Origin of the sequence: Nonomuraea sp. NPDC049784 (assembly GCF_040659615.1) — a bacterium.
Taxonomy (GTDB): Bacteria; Actinomycetota; Actinomycetes; order Streptosporangiales; family Streptosporangiaceae; genus Nonomuraea.
Window position 1 is genome coordinate 1 of record NZ_JBFAMX010000236.1, and the last position, 15,311, is coordinate 15,311.

The window sequence follows — 15,311 nt, forward strand, 5'->3', positions numbered from 1 at the left end:
GTCGGAGCGAGCGGGGAGCGGCCAGCTCGGGGGCGATGGAGGGGAGCAGGCGGGCGGCGTAGTCGAGGACCTCCCGCGGCACGCGGAAGCCGAGCGTCAGCTCCGTCACCTCGCCCTCGCGCTGGCCCAGGTGCTCGAGCACCGACTCCCAGGAGCTGGTCGACCACGGGGTCGTGCCCTGGGCCAGGTCGCCCAGGACGGTGGCCGAGCCGTTGCGGCAGCGCCGGCCGAGCGCTCTCAGCTGCATCTCGGAAAGGTCCTGGGCCTCGTCCACCACCAGGTGACCCAGGGACGCGGTGCGTTCCATCAGGTCGCCGAGCTCGTCCAGGAGAGCGGCGTCCGCGGCCGACCATTTGGCGGACTTCCAGCCGCGGTACGGTTTCCGCCAAATGAGCAGTTCTTGCTCTTCTGGCGACAAATCAGATTTAGCGGCTTTGGCGAGAAATTCCGGATCTGCGAGCAGGCGATAAAGGACCTGTTCTGGCGTTAGTTTGGGCCAGACCGTATCTACGAGTTGCTTCACCGGTTTCGACCTGGCCACGGCGTCCTGAACCCGGTCATCGGGCGACTCGCCGCGCTGCTCCATTCGTACCAGAACCATGTGAGCCAACCGCTGGGCCAGCGCCGCCCGACCTGGGTTGTATCGCGTGGTGCCGCGCAAGGAGGCCACGATCTCGCGTACCTCGTAGTCGGCCACCCGGTAGCGGTACGCCCCCTTGGTGAACACCACGCCCTCCTCGGGCTTCACGATGTGCAGCCAGAGCGCGCGCTCGAGCACCGCCGCCATCCTGGCGTCGCCCTTCATCGCCGCCACCATCGGGTCCTCCGGCGCCGCGTGCGCGCCGAGCAGTCCCGCGACCGTGGTCTGGTCGACCTTGACCTCGCCGAGCGCGGGGAGGACGGAAGAGATGTAGGAGAGGAAGGCGCGGTTGGGCCCGACGATCATGACGCCCGCCCTGGCGAGGCGCTCGCGGTGGGTGAACAGGAGGTACGCCGCCCGGTGCAGGCCCACGGCGGTCTTCCCCGTGCCTGGCGCGCCCTGGACGCATACCGTCTGGGCCAGGGTGGAGCGGACGATCTCGTCCTGGTCGGGCTGGATCGTCGCGACGATGTCGCGCATCGGGCCGGTTCGGGGGCGTTCGATCTCGTCGGTGAGGATCTTCGACGGGCCGATCTCAGTGCCGTCGCCGAGCGGCTCGTCCTCGAACGCCGTCAGTGCGCCGCCGTGGTAGCCGAAGCGGCGCCGCCGTCCGACGCCCATGGGGTCGGTGGGGCTGGCCTGGTAGAACGCGCGCGACACGGGGGCGCGCCAGTCGATGACCAGGGGCTTGCTGCCGCCGTCGTGCACGTGACGGCGGCCGACGTAGATCGTGCTGGGCAGGTCGTCGCCTTCGGTGCGGTCGAGGCGGCCGAAGAAGAGCGGTGTGTCCGGGTGGTCGGCGAGCGCGGCCACGCGCTGGTCGAGGAGGGCCTGGAGGATCTGCTGCGACACCCAGTCGCCCGCCGCGTCCGCGGACAGAGACTGGGCGTGTGCGCGCATGGCCTTGAGCGCGGCCCTGGACTGGGCCAGGTGCGCCTGCTCGGCGGCGAGCACGTCGGAGGGTATGTCAGGGGCGAGTTGGTGTCCGGGCACGCGAAAGCCTCCCTGGGTGGTATTCGGAGGTGGTTAAGGCAGCGAATCGGCCAGTCTAGTCGCGACGCCGGGTGGCTTCCAAAGCATTTCCCGGGTGTGCCCGGCCGTGTGGCGGGGCGGGCGAGTAGCGGTTGTCCGGGAGGGGTAGGGATTGGTGATGGCGCGGATTCAGCTGCGTTTCTCGCCGATCATTCCCACGATCGCGAGCCTCCTGCTCGCAGCCCTCTGGACGTTGTCGGTGTTCGCGGGCTGGGGTCTGGAGGCGTTCTGCACGGGCGGCGAGTCCGCTTCGACGTGCTCCCAGCGTCTTGGTACGGTCTCCACGGCGTCAGGGCTGTTCGCCGTGCTCGCCGTCGGCTGCACGGCGGCCGCCTGGCTCCTTCCGTGGTCCAGGAACGACCCGCGTACGTTCGGGCGGATCATGGGCGCGGGCGTGGTCTCCTGGGTCGTCGCGGAGGGCGTGCTGTTCCTCGGTGGCCTGATGGTGCGGTAAGAGCCGGATCGCGCCTTGCCGCAGTGAACCCACCGATAGGTTAACCAACGGGTAATACCGAAAAATTCGGGCATATCAGGTGGGTTTGTCGGATCATGGGGGTATGTCGCAGGCGGCGTGATAGTACGCAGGTGAGGGGGGTGGTTCGATTGTCTTCGGCCCGAGGAGTCTCGTGGACGTGAGACCACGCTGAACATGCCTGGCCGCTCGAGACGAGCGGCCGGGCATTACACCTCTCCGAACACGTCGTCGGCGTCGATGATCTGGTACGCGTACCCCTGCTCGGCCAGGAACCGCTGCCGGTGCGCAGCGAACTCCTGGTCCACCGTGTCCCTGCTGACGATCGTGTAGAACCGGGCGCCCCCGCCGTCGGCCTTGGGCCGCAGCACCCGGCCGAGCCGCTGGGCCTCCTCCTGGCGTGAGCCGAACGTGCCCGACACCTGGATCGCGATAGCCGCCTCCGGTAGGTCGATGGAGAAGTTCGCCACCTTCGACACCACCAGCACCTGGATCTCCTTGTCGCGGAACGCCTGGTAGAGCCGCTCGCGCTCCTTGACCCTGGTCTCGCCCTTGATCACTGGCGCGTTGAGGTGCTCGCCGAGCTCGTCGAGCTGGTCGATGTACTGGCCGATGACCAGCACCTGCTCGCCCAGGTGACGGCGGACCAGCGCCTCGGTCACGTGCGTCTTGGACGGTGTGGTGGCGCAGAAGCGGTAGCGCTCCTCGGACTCGGCCATCGCGTACGCCAGCCGCTCCTCGTCCGTCAGCGTGACGCGTACTTCCACACAGTCAGCGGGCGCGATCCAGCCCTGGTTCTCCATTTCCTTCCAGGGCGCGTCGTACCGCTTGGGCCCGATCAGCGAGAACACGTCGCCCTCGCGCCCGTCCTCGCGCACCAGCGTCGCGGTCAGCCCCACGCGCCTGCGGGCCTGCAGATCGGCGGTCATCCTGAAGATCGGCGCGGGCAGCAGGTGCACCTCGTCGTAGACGACGAGGCCCCAGTCACGGGCGTCGAACAGCTCCAGGTGCGAGTAGACGCCCTTACGCCGGGTCGTCATCACCTGGTACGTGGCGATGGTGACCGGGCGGATCTCCTTCTTCGAGCCGGAGTACTCGCCGATCTCGTCCTCGGTCAGCGACGTGCGCTTGAGCAGCTCGGTCTTCCACTGGTGGGCCGAGACCGTGTTCGTCACCAGGATGAGCGTGGTGGCCTGCGCGTGCGCCATGGCGGCCGCGCCGACGATGGTCTTGCCCGCGCCACAGGGCAGCACGACCACGCCGGAGCCGCCGTTCCAGAACGCGTCCGCCGCCTCCCGCTGGTAAGGCCGCAGTGCCCAGCCGTCCTGCAGCAGCTTGATCGGGTGGTGCTCGCCGTCCACGTAGCCGGCCAGGTCTTCCGCCGGCCAGCCCAGCTTGAGCAGGGCCTGCTTGACGTTGCCACGGTCGCTCGGGTGCACGACGACCGAGTCCGCGCCGAGCCGCTCGCCCAGCATCGGCTGGATCTTCTTGGAGCGCAGCACCTCCTCCAGGACCGCCCGGTCGGTGGAGGTCAGCACCAGGCCGTTGCCCGGGTCCTTCTCCAGACGCAGCCGGCCGTACCTGGCCATGGTCTCGGCGATGTCCACCAGCAGCGCGTGCGGCACGGGGTAGCGGCTGAAGCTGATCAGCGCGTCGATGACCTGCTCGGCGTCGTGCCCCGCGGCACGGGCGTTCCAGAGGGCCAGGGGGGTGACGCGGTAGGTGTGTACGTGTTCTGGAGCGCGCTCGAGCTCGGCGAACGGCGCGATCGCCTTACGGCAGTCGCCCGCCCGTTCGTGATCGACTTCGAGCAGCAGTGTCTTGTCTGACTGGACGATCAGCGGTCCATCGCTCACTGGGACTTCTCCGTGGGTTCGTACGGGGCCTCGCGCAACAGGACCATCGTCTCCTGATCCCGGCTGCCCCGCTCCGAGACTCCAACAACCCGCGAGCCCGGATTAGTCCAAGGCCCTGCCGCCGAAGTGCCGTGGCAGACCTCAGGTGCGGTCGTCCAGATAGCCGGCGAGGCCCAGGAAGAGGAAGACGGCGGCGGCCAGCACGAAGCCGACCCCGAACAGGACCCAGCTCCAGATGACCATCGTGCGGGCGGTCTGCGGCTCAGTGCGGGCCCTGCCGAGCGCCAGGCCCGCCAGGATCGCGCCGGGCAGGCCGAGGACGTTGCAGCACGAGACGAGCGCGAGAAGGTTGAGCACGAGCGAGACGATCGCGTTGGCGCTCGGCCCGTCGTTGCGCGGAGGCGGGGGATAGCCATAGCCGTACTGCGGCGGCGGCTGCTCGCCGTAGGAGGCGCCATAGGGCTGGTACGGATAGCCCGACTGATCTTCCTGGCTCATGTTCACCTCCAGACAGGTCAACACTTATCACGGAATTGGGACGCGCCTGACCGCAGTGTGCGATCTGACCATAGATCCCGAAGCCCTGCCCGCCTTGGGCTAGAGCCGCGCGCGTAGAGCCTTTCTGTCGAGCTTGAGCACGCTCGTGACCGGCACCGAGTCCACGAACCTCACCTCGCGCGGATACTTCACCCGGCCCACCCGCTCGCGCGCCCACTCGATCAGCTCCTCGGCCGTCGCCGACGTTCCCTGCCTGAGCTGGACGAACGCCACGACCTCCTCGCCGACGCGCGGATCCGGCCGGCCCACGACGCCCGAGATCACCACGTCGGGGTGCCGGTTGAGCGCGTCCTCGACGTCGCGCGGGAACACGTTGAAGCCGCCGCGGATGATCAGGTCCTTCTTCCTGTCGACGATGTGGAGGTAGCCGTCGTCGTCCAGGCAGCCGATGTCTCCGGTACGCAGCTCGTCGCCGGCCAGCGCGGTGCCCTCGGGGTCCGGCTCGTGCTCGCCCCAGTAACCGAGCATCAGCGAGTCCCCCGAGACGCAGATCTCGCCGACGTCCCCGACCTCCATCGCCTCGCCGTCGCCGTCGCGGATGGTGATCGTGTAGCCGGGCAGCGGCAGGCCGACGCTGCCCGCCTTGCGCCTGCCCGGCGGGTTGAACGTGGTGACGGCGCTGGTCTCGGTCAGTCCGTACCCTTCGAGGATCTGCACGCCCGGCATCCTGAGCTCGAACTCCTCCAGCACGTCCCTCCCGAGCGGTGCCGCGCCGCAGGTGAGGTAGGAGAGGTGGGGCAGCGGGTGTGACTCGAGCGGCTCGGCGAGGAGCAGCTGGATCATGGTGGGCACGACGGTGCCGAACTGGACGCGCTGCTCGGCGGCCAGCTCGAGGAACGCCTTCGGCTCGAACCAGCGCATCAGCACCGCCTGCTGCGGCTCCGTGGCGTGCATCGAGGCGACCGAGATGATCAGCCCGTACGCGTGCGAGAGCGGTACGGGCAGGAGGGCGCGATTCTTGCCTTCCTGGTGGGACATGTCCCAGACGTCCTTGGCCACCTTCCAGAGTCCCTGGTGGCTCAGCATGACGCCCTTGGCCTTGCCCGTCGTGCCGCCGGTATACATGAGCGCCGCCAGATCACCCGGATCCCTGGTCACCGGGCCGCGTTCGGATGCCCGTTCCAGCTCGCTCGTGTCCACATAAATCGGGACATCGACGGCGGCGGCCCGTACGGTCTCCGCCAGCTCGGGCGAGGTGACGATCGCGGACGCGCCACTGTCGAGCAGGATGTGCCGCAGCTCCTCGGCGCCCACCAGGAACACCACCGGCGTCACCACCGCGCCCGCGGCCCAGAGCGCCTGGTAGACCAGCGGCACCTCGGGCGAGGTCGCCATCATCACGACCACCCGGTCGCCGGGCCTGATCCCCGCCTCGGCGAACCCGCCGCACATCCGGCGCGCCCGCTCGGCGAGCGCGTGGCCGCGATGCCAGACCCCTTCGTAGAAGACCGCGTCGTGGTCATCGAAGCGGCCCCATGACTCCTCGGCCAACCGGCCCAGCGTTTGCTCGGACATCACATGCCCAACCTGATGCGATCGAGGTTGTGGAGTCAACCCTTGACTGGCCCCAGTCGGCGGGGCCCGGATGGGGGGTAAATAGCGACAATCGCCCTCTATAGCTATTCTTGTTTTCTTGTCAGCCTAGATCATGTAATGGTGGGAGATCCAGCGGCCGTAGGGCCTGCCAAGAGCAACGGAGGGCATGATCGACGTGTCCGCGACAGCGGCCCCGGCTGCGAGTCTCGCGCTAAAAGCCTGGTCGGAGCGGCTTCGTCACGCTGCGCAACCGCCTTGTATTGAACGAAAAAACTTGTTAGGCGAAGATATTTTCTGTAGAAAAGTTTCCAGTCAACCCTGGGGTGACTTTCGTGACCGAAACGCCTGAATTGGGCGAGATCGATCTCGACGACATAACGCTCCGCCAGCGCCTCATAACCATCTCCGACTACGTGCGGTCGGTTGCCGCGCCGGTCACCAGAGACCTCAACAGGCGGGAGGCCGACGCGCTCCTGCGTTCCTACCTGGAGCCGGACTGTTTCCCCGAGGCCGTGCGTCGGCTCGCCATCCGCCACCTGCTCGTGCTCGTGGGCGAGGAGGAGATGGGCAAACGGCTAGGGGCCATCGCGCTGCTCTCCCGTATGTCCCTGGCCGACGGCGCGATCACCGTGCTCTCGCCCGCCGGCACCACCGCCGAGCTGCTGTCCAAGGCCGACTACGAGCCGGGCAGGGCGTACCTGGTGCACGACTGGATCGCGGAGAGCACCGACAGGCTCGAGCTGGTCAACCTGGCGCGCAAGCTGGCCGAGCTGGGCTCCTACCTGGTCATCACCAGGAACGGCGCGCCCTCGCAGGCGGTCGAGGTGGAGCAACCGTGGTCCGCGCCGGACCCGGGGGAGCTGTTCGACTTCTGCCTCAGCACGTACGACGTGCGCGCCGGGCGGACCTCCGAGGAGATCACCCGGGCACGGGATCTGGCGCTGGTCCTGCCGACGCCGGCCGAGGTCGTGAGCCTGGCCTCGCGGCTGGTGCGGGATGAGGGGCCGGTGGGGGAGGAGGTGGCGGCCTGGTTCGACACCAAGCCGCCGCTGCACGAGGTGCGGGAGGCGGCGGCGCTGGCGTTCCTGCACCGGGTGGCCGAGCCGGTCTTCGAGCGGCAGTTCGCCCGGCTCGAGCGGATCTGCCAGACGCACGAGAAGCGCGGGCCGCAGCCGGTCGGAAGTCCTCATCCCTTGATCGGGTCCCATGAGGGGCGGGTGGGCTTCCTGGTGCCGCACCACCGGGATCAGGTGCTCGCCGAACTGGTCGGCCGGTACGGGTTCTGGCTGTGGCAGCCGTTGCGCGAATGGGTCCGGTCGCTGGCCTTGGAGGGGCTCGACGCGTCGGCGCTGGCTTCGGAGGGTGTGGCGTCGCTGGCGGCGTACTCGCTGCAGGAAGCTCGGGAGGAGTTCCTGGAGGTGTGGGCGCGGGGCGGGAGCGCGGAGCGGTTGGCGGCGGCGAACGCGCTGTCGTACATGTGCGCCGACGACACGCTCGCCCCTGAGGCGCTGCGGCTCGCGCTGGACTGGGCGGCCGATCCCGGGGACCCCCGGGCCCTGGCGGCGGTGGTGGCGCTGGGCGGCGGGCTGTCCGTCCGGTACCCGGTCGACTCGGTGCGGCTCCTGCGACGGCTGGCATCCGGCGACGGGTCCGCGGCGAGGGTGGCCAGAGGGTCACTGGCGCTGCTGCTCAGACAGGCCGGCAAACGAGACGACGCCCACGCCCGCACACTGATCGCCCTGGCCGCCACCACCGCCACGGGCCCTTGACCCGGCTCGCTTCGCACCCTGCGCCGCTTGGCTGCCGCCGTCTCCCTGCCCGGACCGTCGGCACCGCCGCAGGACTGGACGGCACGAGAGGCCGTGGCGCGCTGGACGCGCCGCGCGGGCGGCGCGCTCGATGGGAGGCATGGCGCACGAGGGGCTCTTCACAGGCGAGCTGGCGATGGGCCGGGCGCACGTCGCGGGGAGGTAGCCCCGGTGGACGGCGCAGCCGGGGCGCGGCGCAGGAGGCGGGTCAGAGGCCGGAGACTCCGGTGATGCGGTGGAGGGCGAAGCGGTGGACGGCCGCTCGGGTCTCGTCGTAGGCGGTCAGGTAGCCGCCCTCCATCCGGGCCGGCTCCAGGATGCGCGAGGTCGCGTTGCCCTGTGAGTCGAGGTAGCCGATCCACACGCGTACCCCCTGCTTGATCGCATCCTGCAGGGCCGAGATGGTGGCCGTCGCGGGCCCGCGCGGCACCTGCCCCCCCGGCGCCTCCACAGGCTCGCGCCGCGCCAGGTGCGCCGCGTCGCCGGCCCGCAGAGCACGCACGGCTGCCGTCGCCACCTCGGGATCCAGCCCATTGCCTGCGGCGACGGTACGGACCGGCGCAGGCCCCTCGGTACGGCGGCTGTCGAGCTGAGAGATGATCACATCGCCGTCGAGCGACTCGGCCACGGGCGCGTACCCCATGGCGCGCAGCGAGTCGACCAGCGCCGCCCTGGACGAGCGGGAGGCGATGACGGTGGGGGCCAGCCGGCGCAGCCGCAGTGCGGCGGAGCGCCGGTCGGCGGTGATCTGGTCGAGCAGCGCGGGGTCGTCGCAGCGGATGTACGCGCTCGCGGTGCCCACCCGGATGCGGCCGTGGCGCCTGGCCACGTCGGTCACCAGGTACGACAGCGCCTGCGGCACCGGCGTGGCCGAGTGGCGGGCCAGCATCGACACCAGCTCCTCGCCCCCGTGCCCGGCGTCGAGCGCCCGCCGGATGGAGCTCTCGCTGAACCGGTAGACCGTCGCACCGCCCTTCGACTCCACGTCGGCGGTGAGCGTCATCCAGCGGTTGAGCTCGCTCGTGAGCGGCCCGGGCGCGACGGCGGTGAGGTCTGCCTGGAGCAGCACGTGATCGACGGGCTCGGGCAGCAGCGGCGCGAGCACCTCCGCCGGGTCGCCGCCCTCGAGCAGCGCCCGGCCGTGCACCGACAGCGCACCCAGCCCCGTCACGCCCACCTGCTCGGCCTCCCGCAGCGCGAACTCGGTGAGCCGCTCGCGCAGCGGCCCCCGGCGGCGCGGCTGCTCCCACGTCAGCCGTTCGAGGATGGAGTCACGTGAGGGCGCGAGGCCCGGCTCGGCGGCCAGCACGCCCAGCGTGGCCGCCCTGACTCCGGGCGCGGAGGCGCGGCGCAGGTCGGTGTGCAGGGCGTTGAGCGGCCTGTCACGCTCGTCCCGCTCACCGACCAGGCCGGGCACGCGGTCCATGTGCAGCCACGTGGTCGCGAGTGCGACCCACCGGTCGGCGGTCGCCCTCACCCGCCACAGGTCGTAGCCGGAGGTGGGCAGCCACTCGCCGTCCACGCCGCCGCCGGCCGCGATCAGCCCGGCCGCGTACGCGACCTCGATCACCAGCGCCGCCACCCACTCGGGCAGGTCCAGTTCGCCGGCCGTGCGCTTCAGATCGCGCACGCCCAGGCCGCCGGTACGCAGCACGCCCGGCGGATCGACGCTCCACCGATCGCACAGCTCCTCGACCGACCTGACGAACGAGAACGCCTGCCCGGCCGCCGTACGATCGGCCAGGTCCTTGTCGCGTGTGGCCCCTTCGAGCGGCGGGGGAACGGCCAGCAGGCCGCGGTGCACCCGGCCGCCACGCAGGTAGAGCCCCACTTCGCGGGGCAGCGTCACGCTCTCCTCACCTGTGGCCGCCAGCAGCCCTCTGGCCAGCAGCTCCTCGATGGGCGAACGGGCGGACGCCACGCGTACTTCGCGCCTGGCGTTGGGCACGCGGCCGGTCGGCGGGCCCCAGGCGAGCTGGTCGAGAGCGCCCCTGGCCTCGGGCGAGACGGACCCGATGAGCGCGGCGGGCTCGGCCAGCGCGGCCGCCAGCCGTTCCTTGCCGGAGCCCCGGGTGCCCGGCGCGATGTCGTCGGCCATCTCGTCGAGCTGCTCTGGCGGGTGATGCCGGAACGCGTCAACCGCCCGCGGCCCGAGCCCGGCCGGGTCGTCGAGCACCTTGCGCACGCCGGGGCCCAGGTCGAGCGCGTCATCGGGCCCATAGACCAGCGCCAGGTCACACAGCCTGTCGAGAGCCGCCGACAGCGCGGGCTCGGCATCGCCCCCGCCGCCCGCAGTGCCGGCGTCGGGCTCTGGGCCGGCGCCGCCCAGGGCAGCGCTCACGAGCTCGCGCAGCCTTTCCTTGGCCACCGGCCCGTCCTGTACGGCCAGCGTCTCCACGACCGCGAGCGTGAAACGGTCGAGCCGGTCGAGCACCCTGCCGATCGCCGACGGGCTGCCCGCCCGCGACGCCAGACCTTCCAGATGCGCGGGCACCGGAGTGATCAGCTCGGGCCGCGCGGAGACGAGCGCCCGTAGCTGTTCGTCGGTGCGCCCCCTGATCCACTCCGTGAACTCCATCGATGCCATGGTATGTCCCCCCTGATTGGGGCAGCATTGCTAGACGTGATAGAGCGCGCGGACCAGCTCGTGCTGAACTACGTCTCCAAGGCGGCCGACGCCGCCCACGGCGTGCTCAGGGCCGACCAGCGGCTCGACTTCGCCAAGCGGCTGCGGGCCAGGATCGAGGTCGAGCGGCGCGGTAGCCAGAACGCCCGCGAGGTGTCGAAGGTGCTGGCCAGGTTCGGCGACCCGGTGGCCCTGGTGGAGCGCGAGGCCCGCAGGCTCGCCGAGGCCGGCGTTCCCACGAAGCGCGACGCGTCCACTTACGGTCCCCCCACCGGCCACGATCCCGAGGGGCAGCCGCAAGGCGCCGCGGCGCCCGAGCAGCGTCCAGGGACGCTGGGGGAGGAGTCGGCCCTGCGCCAGGAGACGGCCTCCACGATGCGTTTCCCCACGATCGTGGACGACGGTGACGCGCCCCCGGGCGTCCAGGCGTACCGGAGGATCGCGCAGGAGAGCCTCGGCAGGCGGCCGGGCCGGGGGCTGCCGTTCGCGGGGCTGCGCAGGGTGGCCATGTCCAGCGCGAACCCGATGGCGACCGGCGGCAGGGACGCCAGGACCATCGTCAAGGAGCACCCGCGCGAAACCGCCGCGATGGTCATCTTGGTGGTGGCGGCGTTGCTGTTGCCGTTCGATCTGCCGCCGGTGGCGATCTTCGAGGTCCCCGTGCTGGTGTGGGCTGCCGGCGCGGTGATCGTGCTGTTCAGCGAGAGCTGGACGCTGCGCGACAAGCTGCTCGGGGTCGGCGCCCCGCTGTTCGGCTACTTGGTGGGCGGCGTGCTCATCGGGGGTCTGCGGGTGGGGAGCGAGCCGGGGGTACAGGCGTTCTTCACGCAGTTCTACGACGTCAGCGGCACGATGTTCATACTCGGGACCGGGTTGGGCGTAGTGTGGCTGGCCTATCGGCTGCTGGACGTCAGCTGACGGGCGCGGGGCTGGGGAGCAGACCGACCGCCAGGCGTACCCAGGCGGCGACGAACTGGTCCTTCTCCGCGTGCCCGGGCAGCTCGCCCACGGTCTCCTGGAACAACCGGTAGTGCACCACGGAGCCTCCCAGCACCGCCGAGATGCCCGTCCAGTCGAGTTCGACGTCCTGGTACTCGGGCTGTGCCCTGAACCAGGTCACGATCGCGTCGAACATGGGCTGCAGCAGCCCCTCCCGCACCACGGCGACCAGCTCGGGGAACTGGCTCAGGTCGCGGAAGAACACCCTGGTCAGCTCGGACTCCTCGCGCACCTTGGCCAGCCCGGCGCGGCACACGTGGGACAGTCGCTCCTCCAGATCCACCGACGCTTCCATGGTGCTCAGCTCGGCCAGGCTCTCCGCCACCTGACTCCTGGTACGGGTGGCGTGCTCGTTGATCGCCGCGGCCAGCACCTCGTACTTGGACTTGAAGTGCCTGTAGAGCCCTCCGGCGCCGGGAGACAGCCCTGAGGCGGCCTCGATCTCCGCTACGGAAGTGGCGGAGTAGCCCCGCTCGGCGAACAGCCGCAGGGCCTCATCGATGATCCGCTCACGGGTTGATCTGGTCATATCTATCCTGTTACCTCCGCCTTGAGAGTAGTCGTAACGGCGGGCCGCCTTCAGCGGTCCGCCGCATGTAGCGGGGGCTGCGCTCATGGCGCGGCGCGCCGGATCAGGCCCGCGAGCGCGGAGCCGATGATCAGCCACACGACCGCGGCGAGGCCGTAGTTGACCAGCGTCGTCCAGCGCGGGTCGGCGAGCTCGAACAGATTGGCCAGGCCCAGGGACAACGATGAGGCGAGCGACTCCACGAACTGGTACCAGACGTTTGCGGCGTTGGCGTTGAACACCGTGAACACCGCATAGAGCACCACGACCAGCGCGGCCACTCTGGAGGCGACCTTCACCAGGTAGGCCAGGGCTCCCACGGTCCGGTGCCACGCCGTCAGGGCAGGGCCGCCCGGTCTGGCGGGTCTGTGGGGGCGCGGCGGGGCGGAGGAGGCGACGAGCCGGTCTCCGGTGTGCGGCGGTTTGGGGGTGTCGGTCACAGCCGCTCCTCTCCGATAAGTAATTCCTTTCATCCCATTCCTACGGTCCCACAACAAGGGGTGTCGGTGGGGGACCGCCGTTACGTGTGCTTGGGCGGCGTTTGGCATCCTTCACGTGTGACGACTTCGGTGGGATTCGACCTTGACATGACATTGGCGGACACGCGAGAGGGGATTGCCGCCGTTTTCGACGAGCTGGCGGTGCGCTTGGGCGTGCCCATTGACTCGGCGGCAGTGGTGAGCAGGCTGGGGCCGCCGCTGGAGGTGGAGCTGGCCAACTGGGTGCCTGCCGCGCAGGTAGCGGCGGCCGCCGACCTCTATAGGGAGATATATCCGGAAATGGGGGTTCCGGTGCACACGGCCATGGCGGGCGCGTACGACGCCATCGAGGCCGTACGGGCCGGTGGCGGCCGGGTGATCGTGGTGACGGGCAAGAACCTGCGGGACGCCATCGGCACGGTCAAAGTTCTCGGCCTCGCCGTGGACGAAGTGGTCGGCTCGGTTTTCGGTGCAGCCAAGGGCTCCGCACTCGCGCGGTTCGGCGCGGCGGCTTATGTTGGTGACCATGTCGCGGACATCGAGGCGGCACGTGCGGGCGGCGCCGTGAGCGTGACAGTCGCGACCGGCCCCTACACGGTGGGAGAGCTGCGTGAACACGGAACAGACGTGGCGCTGGCCGACCTGACCGAATTTCCCGCCTGGTTCGCCGGTTGGCGCAAGCATGATGAACTCCGGTAATTGTTCGGGATTTACCCGGTCGCCCTGGCGCTCTCAGGGGCATAACCTACATCCATCCATCTTTTCGACTGTTTGAACGAGGTCCCCTGTGCCGAGTGGCAAGGTCAAGTGGTACGACGCCGACAAGGGGTTCGGCTTCCTCACCCGCGACGACGGCGGTGAGGTCTTCGTGCATTCATCCGCGCTGCCCACCGGTGCGGCCCCGCTCAAGCCTGGTCAGAAGGTCGAGTTCGGGGTGGCCGAGGGCCGTCGCGGCCAACAGGCGCTCTCGGTCAGGATCCTGGAACAGCCGCCGACCCTCGCCAAGACCAAGCCCAAGGGCAAGCGGAAGAAGCCGGACGAGATGGTGGTCATCGTCGAAGACCTGATCAAGTTGCTCGACGACGTTTCGACGTCCTACCAGCGCGGCAAGCTCCCGGACGCGGCGCACGCCAAGAAGATCGCGCAGGTGCTCAGAGCCGTCGCCGACGACCTCGACGCCTGAGGCTGCCGCGCCTGCGGCCGCCGCAGGCCGCGCGTCCGACGTCACCGTCGGTCGCCGCCCCAGAGACTGCCGCAGGCTGCGCGCCTGACCCCAGCCCAGGCCGCGCACCTGAGGCCGTGCATCGCACTCCGCACCGCGTCGCCGCGTCCCCCGCAGTGGCGCTGTGCCGTCGAGACCGGTCACCAAGCGTCGGCGCGCCCTGTGGCCCACCGGCACGCGGCCGTGTCACCGCGTTCCACAGGCCGGCGTCGGCGGGCCGGGTGTGCTCGAAACGGCGGCTCAGGTGTTGGGGTTGGTGAGGGGTTTGGTCGGGTCGAGGGTGTCGGCCCGCTGAGGGTCGTGCCCGCCGGCCTCGGCCCGTTCCCTGCGGAGCTTGGCGTCGGTCGCGCGCACGCGCTTCCTCCTGGCGATCAGCAACCAGCCGAGCGCGGCCGTCAAAGCGACGGCCAGCGCGACCAGCCCGGCCACGCTGCTCTCGGTCAGCGACAGCACCAGCCCGACCAGGCCGCCGAACACCCAGGCGAGCTGGAGCACCGCCTCCACCACGCCGAACGTGGACGAGCGCACCTCCTCGCCGATCTCCCGCTGCACGATCGCGTCGAGCGCCAGCTTGCCCAGCTCCTGCGCGAAAGCCGTGACGAGCGAGATGGCGACTGCGGTCCACAGGCCGAAGAAGACCGCGGTCGCGATGCCGGTCACGACGGTCACGGCCAGCGTGACCAGCACGATGAGCTGCGGCGAGTGGTTACGCGTCCAGTTGGCCACGGCGGCGCCGACCAGGCCGCCCAGCCCGGCCGCGGCCGCCAGCAGCGCGATCGTCTTGGGAATGTCGAAGAACGGGTCCTGCGCCCCCGCGGTCAGCCACGGCACCGCCCTGTCCTGCACCAGGAACAGCAGGAAGAACAGCAGGAACCCGGAGAAGACCCGGAGCGCCACGTTCGCCCAGACGGCCTCGGCGACCGCGGGGCCCACCTTGAGCAGGGTGCGCCACCGGGGCGCCGCGCCCTCCTCCTCCAGGTCAGGCGAGTCGATGTGGCGCGGCAGGCGTACCGCGGCGACTCCCAGCAGGAGGAACGCCACCATCGCGACGCGCAGCACCATCGCGCTGCCCAGCCACGCGGTCAGCCCCGCGCCGACCGGCACCGCGATTCCCGCGGAAACTAACGTGAACAGGGCCACCCGCGCGTTCGCCGACACCAGCGTGATGTCGGCGGGCAGCACGCTCGGCATGATCGCCGCTCGCGACACGTTGTACGCCTTCGACAGCACCAGCACGCCCAGCGCCCCGATGAACAGCGTCGGCAGGTCCCCTGGACCCACCGCGGCGGCCATCGCGAAGCAGAGCAGCCCCCGCCCGAACAGCGTGCCCGCCATCACGTAGCGCCGCCCCGACCTGAACCTGTCGAGGATCGGCCCCACGAACGGCGCGAGTAGCCCGAACGGCAGCATCGTGATGACCAGGTAGAGAGCCACCGAGCCGCGGGCCTCGCCCACGGGCACGCCGAAGAACACCGTGCTCGCCAGCGCCACCGTGACCAGCGCGTCGCCCGCGCT

General features: G+C 70.3%; 13 protein-coding genes. 5 read left to right on the plus strand and 8 right to left on the minus strand.

Annotated features, from left to right (window positions below; translation table 11 throughout):
• The coding region (locus tag AB0J09_RS35110) for an AAA family ATPase (protein ID WP_360700435.1) at positions 1–1,633 on the minus strand (1,633 nt) is incomplete at its 3' end.
• A 157-nt stretch (positions 1,634–1,790) separates the two neighbouring features.
• On the opposite strand from AB0J09_RS35110, the gene AB0J09_RS35115 reads away from it, so the two are divergent.
• Entirely contained in the window at positions 1,791–2,126 is a 336-nt protein-coding gene (locus AB0J09_RS35115) for a hypothetical protein (protein WP_360700438.1), read from the plus strand.
• 227 nt (positions 2,127–2,353) lie between these two features.
• On the opposite strand, the gene AB0J09_RS35120 is transcribed toward AB0J09_RS35115, so the two are convergent.
• The 3 genes from AB0J09_RS35120 to AB0J09_RS35130 all read right to left on the minus strand — a co-directional run bounded on the left by AB0J09_RS35120 (position 2,354) and on the right by AB0J09_RS35130 (position 6,073).
• On the minus strand, positions 2,354–4,000 hold the full coding sequence (locus tag AB0J09_RS35120) for a DNA repair helicase XPB (RefSeq protein WP_360700441.1): 1,647 nt from the start codon (positions 3,998–4,000) through the stop codon (positions 2,354–2,356).
• Positions 4,001–4,141: 141 nt separating this feature from the next.
• Positions 4,142–4,498, minus strand: a complete 357-nt coding sequence (locus AB0J09_RS35125) for a hypothetical protein (RefSeq protein WP_360700444.1) — start codon at positions 4,496–4,498, stop codon at positions 4,142–4,144.
• A 99-nt stretch (positions 4,499–4,597) separates the two neighbouring features.
• Entirely contained in the window at positions 4,598–6,073 is a 1,476-nt protein-coding gene (locus tag AB0J09_RS35130; RefSeq protein WP_360700447.1) for an AMP-binding protein, read from the minus strand.
• Positions 6,074–6,426: 353 nt separating this feature from the next.
• On the opposite strand from AB0J09_RS35130, the gene AB0J09_RS35135 reads away from it, so the two are divergent.
• Positions 6,427–7,863 (plus strand): hypothetical protein, encoded by a 1,437-nt coding sequence (locus AB0J09_RS35135; RefSeq protein WP_360700450.1) that lies wholly within the window; start codon positions 6,427–6,429, stop codon positions 7,861–7,863.
• Positions 7,864–8,110: 247 nt separating this feature from the next.
• Here the strand turns inward: AB0J09_RS35135 and AB0J09_RS35140 are convergent, their stop codons facing one another.
• Positions 8,111–10,480 carry a helicase-associated domain-containing protein gene (locus tag AB0J09_RS35140; protein ID WP_360700453.1) on the minus strand — a complete coding sequence of 790 codons (2,370 nt, stop codon included), beginning with the start codon at positions 10,478–10,480 and terminating at the stop codon, positions 8,111–8,113.
• A 45-nt stretch (positions 10,481–10,525) separates the two neighbouring features.
• Here AB0J09_RS35140 and AB0J09_RS35145 point away from each other — a divergent pair, with 45 nt between their 5' ends.
• Positions 10,526–11,446, plus strand: a complete 921-nt coding sequence (locus AB0J09_RS35145; protein ID WP_360700456.1) for a hypothetical protein — start codon at positions 10,526–10,528, stop codon at positions 11,444–11,446.
• Here the strand turns inward: AB0J09_RS35145 and AB0J09_RS35150 are convergent.
• Together AB0J09_RS35150 and AB0J09_RS35155 are read right to left on the minus strand one after the other, a co-directional pair.
• Complete coding sequence (locus AB0J09_RS35150) at positions 11,439–12,056, minus strand: helix-turn-helix domain-containing protein (protein ID WP_360700459.1); 618 nt, start codon at positions 12,054–12,056, stop codon at positions 11,439–11,441. The genes AB0J09_RS35145 and AB0J09_RS35150 overlap by 8 nt on opposite strands.
• Positions 12,057–12,139: 83 nt before the next feature.
• A complete protein-coding gene (locus tag AB0J09_RS35155; protein ID WP_360700462.1) occupies positions 12,140–12,535 on the minus strand; it encodes a hypothetical protein in 396 nt (131 codons plus the stop codon).
• Positions 12,536–12,652: 117 nt separating this feature from the next.
• Here AB0J09_RS35155 and AB0J09_RS35160 point away from each other — a divergent pair, with 117 nt between their 5' ends.
• Entirely contained in the window at positions 12,653–13,273 is a 621-nt protein-coding gene (locus AB0J09_RS35160; protein WP_360700465.1) for an HAD hydrolase-like protein, read from the plus strand.
• An 88-nt stretch (positions 13,274–13,361) separates the two neighbouring features.
• Positions 13,362–13,757, plus strand: a complete 396-nt coding sequence (locus AB0J09_RS35165; RefSeq protein WP_360700468.1) for a cold-shock protein — start codon at positions 13,362–13,364, stop codon at positions 13,755–13,757.
• A 279-nt stretch (positions 13,758–14,036) separates the two neighbouring features.
• Here the strand turns inward: AB0J09_RS35165 and AB0J09_RS35170 are convergent.
• Positions 14,037–15,311 (minus strand): MFS transporter (locus AB0J09_RS35170; RefSeq protein ID WP_360700471.1); only part of this gene is annotated, 1,275 nt, incomplete at its 5' end.

Excerpts from the sequence above, each read along its gene's own strand:
- AB0J09_RS35150 (WP_360700459.1), bottom strand. The coding sequence starts at position 12,056 with ATGACCAGATCAACCCGTGAGCGGATCATCGATGAGGCCCTGCGGCTG.
- AB0J09_RS35140 (WP_360700453.1), bottom strand. The coding sequence starts at position 10,480 with ATGGAGTTCACGGAGTGGATCAGGGGGCGCACCGACGAACAGCTACGG.
- AB0J09_RS35130 (WP_360700447.1), bottom strand. The coding sequence starts at position 6,073 with ATGTCCGAGCAAACGCTGGGCCGGTTGGCCGAGGAGTCATGGGGCCGC.
- AB0J09_RS35115 (WP_360700438.1), top strand. The coding sequence starts at position 1,791 with ATGGCGCGGATTCAGCTGCGTTTCTCGCCGATCATTCCCACGATCGCG.
- AB0J09_RS35125 (WP_360700444.1), bottom strand. The coding sequence starts at position 4,498 with ATGAGCCAGGAAGATCAGTCGGGCTATCCGTACCAGCCCTATGGCGCC.